Source organism: Bradyrhizobium sp., from assembly GCF_049581145.1.
Taxonomy (GTDB): domain Bacteria; phylum Pseudomonadota; class Alphaproteobacteria; order Rhizobiales; family Xanthobacteraceae; genus Bradyrhizobium.
Map to the genome: position 1 here is coordinate 1 of NZ_JBAURI010000915.1, position 6,422 is coordinate 6,422.

Sequence of the window (6,422 nt, forward strand, 5' to 3'; positions counted from 1 at the left end):
CAGCGACGATGGCCGTTTCGACGACCTGCTGGCAAAGGCGGTCGCCCATCATGCGGCGTCCGCGTCGGGCCTGCCGGTGCCGCCGCGCACGGTCGCGCTGGCGCCGGAGACCGATATCGAGAGCTGGGCGCCGGCCAGCGCCGCGCGCGTCGATACCGAAGTGCTGGAGTGGATCGCGGATCAGATGCGCGGCAAGCAGCGTCGCAACCGCGCGCTGATGGCGCTGGTGGCGACTCTGGTCGGCGCCGCCGCGCTGCCGCTGTCGACCCTGCCGAACGTGTTCGACATCGGGATGTAGACGCATCCCGACCGATCGTATGGCTGAACGGCGGGGTCATTTCCCCGCCGTTTTTGTTGGCCCGGTTACTCCCCTGCCGTTGTCTGCTTGGCGGTTTCGGTTTCGAGCCCGACGGTGCGGCCGGCAAATCCGGCTGCGTCGAAATAACGCTGCGTCAGCACGCGCTGGTACTTCAGGACGGTCTTGAGTCCGTTCGCCGCCGGCTTGGAGGTGATCTCGCCGTCGGCCGCCTTCGGGACGATCCCGTTCGGCAGGGCCTCCGAGATCACCCGTCCCATCAGGCCGCCTTCGGCTGAGGCATGCAAGCCCATGAGCTGGGCGATGGTCATCCCGACGTCGGCGTTGGAGACTGGCAGAGGATCGGCGTAGCCGGCCTTGAAGTCCGGTCCCATCGCCGCCATGAAATTCATGGTGTCGCCGCGGCCAAAACTGCCATGCATGCCTTGGCCCTGCCGCAGCACGGTATCGGCTATTTCGACCGAGCAATTGGTCGGCTCGTTGCAGCCCTCCACATAGGAGCGGAAGTTGACCACGATCGAGGGAGTGGGCGTGACCGCCTTGCCCTTCAGGTTGATCTGCGACATCGGCAGCGTGCCGGGGAAGCGGCCGAGCGCGTCGTCGACGAACAGCCCGCTGACATAGTCTTGGTCGAGTAGCGCCTTGATCGCCTTGTCGGCGAGCTTCTTGTCCTTGTTCGGCAGATAGATCAGATCCGATCCACCATTGGTGGCGATCACCATGTCGGGCTTGGTCGGATCCTTGCCAAGCACGCCGTTGCCGGCCTTGGGGTGAGCGGTTGCGGCGACCGGCGCATTCTTGTCATTGGGATCGAACAGCGGCAGGTCCAGCGCCTTGGCCAGATCGAGCGCCAGGAAGCCCATTGGGAGGAAATCCTTCGGCGTGTCGTCATAGCTGACCTTGGCCGATGGGCTCGTCTTGCTCTGCTTGGAGATCGTCGAGAAGCCGTGGTCGGCGGAGACGATGACGTCGGTGGTCGAGGTCAGCCCGAGGTCGTCGAGCGCCTTGCGCAGTTGCGCGAGATTGTCGTCGGCGTTCTTGATGCCTGCCATCGAGGTCGGGCCGTTGATGCCGGGCGTCACCGCGTTGAGGCTGTCGCCCTGATTGTGCTGGCTGCCGTCGGGGTCGCGCGACCAGAACACCAGCACGAACGGCTTGTTGCGCGCCTTGAACATCGGCAGCACCACTTTTGCTGCGACGTCGGCGAAATAGGCCTGCTGGGTGGTGTTCGCCATCGTCGTTCCCGGCGTCTTGGCATCGCCGATCTTGCCGTTATCGCCGCGCGAGGGGGCGGCGAGGGGCAGGTTGGCCTTGGTCAGCGCATCCTTCATGTCATCGGACAGCGGAACGCCGGTCTTGGCGCCGGTGGCATCGTCGATGACAATCGAATGCGCGCCCGCTCTGTCGGTCCGGTCCGTGTGGTCGAACATCAGGGTCGGACCGACCTTGCCGATCGCCGCGGTGGAGAAGCCCCTTTCCCGCGCCAGTTTCAGGATGGTTTCTTCGTTGAGATAATTGCCGCCGAAATGCGCGTCGATGTCGCCGAGCACTGCGTCGTTCTCAAGGAACGGCACGACAGTGTCGCCGGCAGGCGCGGAGGTGAAGCCGCCATAAATCGTGTTCGAAAAGGTGCCGGTATCGCCGAGATAGTGTCCGGTCGACAGCGCGGACGCGTTGGCCATCGTGAAGGTCGGAAACATCGAATGCGGGTTCTTGAAGTTGACGCCCTTGTCACGGATGTCGGCCATCGCGGGCGCGGTCTCGGGCGTCACCTTGAGTGCCCGCAAACCGTCCGGCACGAACAGGATCAGATTATGCGGCGTGGCATTGTCCGCGAACGCAGGCCCGACGGCCAATGTGAGAAAACTCGCGGATAGCAGCGCGACCGTGCGGCGCATATGATGACCTCCCCCTGGGAATGCGACCCGGTGGCCGCGGCTTCTGTCTAGTTTTGCTCTGTGACAGTTTTGTTACAGCGATGATAAGCGTTCTTTGCAAGGGCCTTGGTGTGACAACGCAACCGAATTGCAGGCTTCCGGGCAGGGCTGGCCGCGGAAAAAATTTCGAGGTCGTCTTGAAACTTTTCCCCGGTTTTCCAATTTCTATGCCGTCGCGGGAAAGCGATCGGGGCGCCGCTTGCGGGCTTCGAAACTGAGGCGGGCGCCGGTCCAGGGTGTCCGGCGCCGGCTCGTACCCATCTTGCTCTTTGGAGGATTTGGCTATGAGATATGATTGGACTCCCCTGTGGCGGTCGACCGTGGGTTTTGACCGTCTGTTCGATGCCTTCGACGAAGTTCAGAAGGCCGCCGAAGATACTTATCCCCCCTACAATATCGAACGGATCGACCAGGATCGCTTCCGGATTTCGGTCGCGCTGGCTGGCTTCAGCGCCGACGAGATCGCGCTGACGCTGGAGCACGATGTGCTCACGCTCGAGGGCCGCAAGGCGGAGAACGAAGGCCGCACCTTCCTCTACCGCGGCATCTCCGCGCGGCCGTTCAGGCGGCAATTCACGCTCGCCGACCACGTCGAGGTCAAGGGCGCGGCCGTCGAGAACGGCCTTTTGGTGATCGATCTGGAGCGCCGGGTGCCCGAGACGATGAAGCCCCGCAGTATTGCGATCAACGGGCCCGTGCCAACCGATCGGATTGAGCCCAAGGCGGCTTAGGGAGCGGTTCGAGGCTTAAGGCCTGCATCGTGATTCATGTCTGCACTGCCGCGCGCATCGTCGCGCGGCAACGTGATCCAACCTGTCCAAGATTGGAGGTGTAACCATGCGGCCGATGACCGCGACGTCTGACAATGTCTTCGACCTCAATGCACTGCTGCACCCCGGCACGGTTTTCGAACATCCAAGCGATGTGGTGGCCGATCCCTCGCTGACGCTGTCTGAAAAGCGAGCTATCCTGGCGTCCTGGGCATCCGATGCCTCGGCGATCGCGTCCTGCCCATCGCTGCGGGCGCCGCCCGGGCTGAAGGCGCCGGTTCCGATCGACGAAATCCTGGAAGCGCTGCGTGCGCTCGATGGCGGTCCGCACCATCCGCCGGGCGGCAAGCCGAACCGGCTGCGCTCGGTCAGCCGTGCGCTTGCGGCATGAGGTCGGGGAGGGGGAAATGAAACCGGCGCAAAGGCCCTGCCCGAAATGCAGTAAGCCGATGTCATTGGCGCTGCCGCCGGGCGGCAAGGGAGAGCGGACGCTGCGTTGCCTCGATTGCGACGGGCCCGATCCGTTGAAATCCAGCGAAGCGGGCCGATGGATCGACGGACCGCTCAAGGCGCCAGAGTAAGGCAAATCGGGCGGCGAAGCCTGGCGCGAGCCCGGCTTCGCCGATTGGCAACGGGGCTAGTCCTTTCGGCCGCTGAGCTGGCTGCCGATCGCGCTCGCCAGTTCCTCGAGCGTGTACGGCTTCAGCAGCACGCCGATTCCATCCTTCGCGGCACCGGCTGCGGCTTCCTGATAGCCGGTTGCGAGAACAACCGGCAGCTCAGGCCGTCGCTTCCTGATCTCGCGCACGAGCTCCACGCCGCTCATGCTGCCGGGCATCATGATGTCGGAGAATATCAGGCTGACGGGCCGACCATTGGCCAGCGCGCCCAGCGCGGCCGCCGCGCTGGCGACACGGGTGACGCCAAAGCCGATCAATCGCAGCATTTCGGCTGCGAGTGCGGCGACTTCATCGTCATCCTCGACCAGCAAGACGTGGCCCTCGAACAGCCCGTCGACGTCGGCCACCAAAGACTCGCTTTGGGCATGCGACAGGCTCGGGGATCGGTCGGTTCGCGGCAGGAACAGCCGCACCGTGGTGCCGTTGCCGAGCTCGCTCTGGATATCGACCTGTCCGCCGGATTGCTTGACAAAGCCGTAGACCTGGGCGAGCCCGAGCCCTGACCCCTTGCCGACCTCCTTGGTCGTGAAGAACGGATCGAACACGCGTGAGAGCATGTCGGTGGGGATGCCCGCGCCGCTGTCGCTGACGGCCAATTCGACAACGTCGCCAGTGAGACCGGCCTGCGAAAAGCCCGGCCGATTGCACGCGGTGATGCCGATCGTGCCTTCGCCCGCGATCGCGTCGCGCGCATTGACGCAGAGATTGATCAGGGCCAGCTCGAATTCCCCGATGTCGACCTCGACCGGCCAGAGGTCGATCGCAAACTGCATCTCGACATGGATGTCGCCGCGCAGCGAGCGGGCGAGGATCTCACGCATGTTGTCGATCTGCCTGGCCAGATCGACGGCTTCAGGATTGAGCGGCCGCTGCCGCGAGAATGACAGCAGATGACGGGTCAGCGCCGCCCCGCGTTTCACGGCCTGGCGCATGCCGGTCATGATGCGCGCGCGTTGCGCCGGGTCGCCCGGGCGGCCCAGCAACTGCACGCCGGCTGACATGATCGCCAGTAGATTGTTGAAGTCATGCGCCACGCCGCCGGTCAACTGGCCGAGCGATTCCAGTTTCTGCGCGCGCCGCAACGCGTCCTCGGCCTGCTGCAGGCGCGCCTGCTCGCGCAACCTGTCGGTGATGTCCTGCGCGAACTGATAGGCGGCGATCTGACGCCCTCCGGGTCCGAACAGCGGGCTGAAGCGCACCTCGAAGGAGCGGCGCGAGAGGGCTTCCTCGCCAAATTCATCTATCGCGGTGAATGGTTCGCCCGCCAGCGCGCGGTCCCAGTACGACCGGATCTGGCTGAGATGAGCCGGTTTGTCCGCAAGCAGGCTCGGCAAGTCGTTGCCGACCTCGGGACGCACGCCGTAGATCGCCTCGAACGCGTCCTGTCCCGCCTTGTTGATGCCGAGCAGGCGATAGCCGAGATCGGCGACGATCACGATGATGTCGGTGCGCTCGACGATGTCGGCCAGCACGTTGCGCTCAGCCACGGCGTCGGCCACCCGCCGCTCCAGCGTGGCGTTGAGTGCCCGCAAGGCTTCCTCGCTATCGCGCAGCGCTTTTTCCGCGACGATCTTCTGCGTGGTCTCGGCCACCGCGCAAAACATGCCGGCGACCGCGCCGCCTTCGTCGCGTACCGGCGAGTAGGAGAAGGTGAACCAGGTCTGCTCGTCGAAGCCGCGCCGGTTCATGAGCAGCGGCAGGTCCTCGCGGTAGGTCGCTTCGCCGGCCAACGCCGCCGCGATCAGCGGGCTGATGTCGGGCCAGATCTCGGTCCATATCTCCTGGAAGCGGCCACCCAGCGCGCGAGGATGCTTCTCGCCGAGAATCTCGGCATAGGCGTCGTTATAGAGAAAGCTGAGCGCGCGGCCCCAGGCCACGAACATCGGAAAGCGCGATTCCAGGATCAATCCGACAACCGACCGGAGCGATTGCGGCCAGGTCGCAGGGGGGCCGAGCGGGGAGTGAGTCCAGTCGTGCGAGCGCATCAGCGCGCCGACCTTGCCGCCGCCGGCCATGAACTGCAGCGATCGATCGACAGTCTCGTCCATCAGGTCTCTAGCGATCCTCGATCGGGCCACGCAGAACATCGAAAGTCGCCGAACACAAACGAACTCCCGCGCAAAAGATTAGCTTTTCGAAGTTCGAAAAGCAAAGCTGGGGCGTCAACATGGATCCCGCTCCATGCCTTTGGCTTGATCCGGATCAACCGCCTACCGGCCGAACGCAATGACCGCGGCCAGCGCCGCTACCAGCGCCGGCGGCGTCACGAGCGCACCGATTTGCAGGAAACGCCAGGCGCTGACATCGATTTTCTCCCGCCGCAGCGCAACCAGCCAAAGGATCGTCGCCAGCGAGCCCGTGACCGACAGATTGGGACCGAGATCGACGGCGATCAGCGTTGCGCCGACCACCGAGGCCGGCAGATGATCGTTGGCTATCACCGAGCCCGCGATCAGGCCGACCGGAAGGTTGTTGGCGATGTTGTCGGCCAATGCCGTGACGATGCCCCCGAGCCAGGCGGTGTGTGGGACCGATTGCGCGACCGCGCCATGAAGCGCGGCGGCAAGCTGGGCGATCACGCCGGTCCGCACCAGGGCTTCCACCATGACGAACAGGCCGCCGACCAGCGGCAGCACGCTCCACGAAATGCCCTTCAGCACCGGCCCGGGCGACTGCCGGCTCAGGACCAGGACCGCCATCGCCGTGATCAGGCCGCAGA

At 64.7% G+C, this 6,422-nt stretch carries 5 protein-coding genes and 1 pseudogene; 3 read left to right on the forward strand and 3 right to left on the reverse strand.

All coding sequences use genetic code 11. The features are described from left to right. Nucleotides 1-298, forward strand: a pseudogene (locus WCB02_RS30025) (hypothetical protein); the annotation flags it as partial. 65 nt (nucleotides 299-363) lie between these two features. Here WCB02_RS30025 and WCB02_RS30030 read toward each other — a convergent pair. After that, the gene (locus tag WCB02_RS30030; RefSeq protein WP_423963660.1) at nucleotides 364-2,214 is read right to left on the reverse strand and encodes an alkaline phosphatase family protein; all 1,851 of its coding nucleotides are present in this window, start codon (nucleotides 2,212-2,214) and stop codon (nucleotides 364-366) included. 323 nt (nucleotides 2,215-2,537) lie between these two features. Here WCB02_RS30030 and WCB02_RS30035 point away from each other — a divergent pair, with 323 nt between their 5' ends. Together WCB02_RS30035 and WCB02_RS30040 are read left to right on the forward strand one after the other, a co-directional pair. Then, nucleotides 2,538-2,984, forward strand: coding sequence for an Hsp20 family protein (locus WCB02_RS30035; protein WP_423963662.1), 447 nt, complete (start codon nucleotides 2,538-2,540; stop codon nucleotides 2,982-2,984). A gap of 106 nt (nucleotides 2,985-3,090) precedes the next feature. Beyond that, nucleotides 3,091-3,414, forward strand: a complete 324-nt coding sequence (locus WCB02_RS30040; protein ID WP_423963664.1) for a hypothetical protein — start codon at nucleotides 3,091-3,093, stop codon at nucleotides 3,412-3,414. Nucleotides 3,415-3,660: 246 nt separating this feature from the next. Here WCB02_RS30040 and WCB02_RS30045 read toward each other — a convergent pair whose 3' ends face one another. Then, on the reverse strand, nucleotides 3,661-5,751 hold the full coding sequence (locus WCB02_RS30045) for a PAS domain-containing protein (RefSeq protein ID WP_423963666.1): 2,091 nt from the start codon (nucleotides 5,749-5,751) through the stop codon (nucleotides 3,661-3,663). A 162-nt stretch (nucleotides 5,752-5,913) separates the two neighbouring features. Then, a partial coding sequence (locus tag WCB02_RS30050; RefSeq protein WP_423963668.1) for an SLC13 family permease occupies nucleotides 5,914-6,422 on the reverse strand: 509 nt, incomplete at its 5' end.

Bases quoted from the DNA above. Each gene is read 5' to 3' on its own strand.
- WCB02_RS30030 (WP_423963660.1), bottom strand. From the start codon at position 2,214: ATGCGCCGCACGGTCGCGCTGCTATCCGCGAGTTTTCTCACATTGGCC.
- WCB02_RS30035 (WP_423963662.1), top strand. From the start codon at position 2,538: ATGAGATATGATTGGACTCCCCTGTGGCGGTCGACCGTGGGTTTTGAC.
- WCB02_RS30040 (WP_423963664.1), top strand. From the start codon at position 3,091: ATGCGGCCGATGACCGCGACGTCTGACAATGTCTTCGACCTCAATGCA.
- WCB02_RS30045 (WP_423963666.1), bottom strand. From the start codon at position 5,751: ATGGACGAGACTGTCGATCGATCGCTGCAGTTCATGGCCGGCGGCGGC.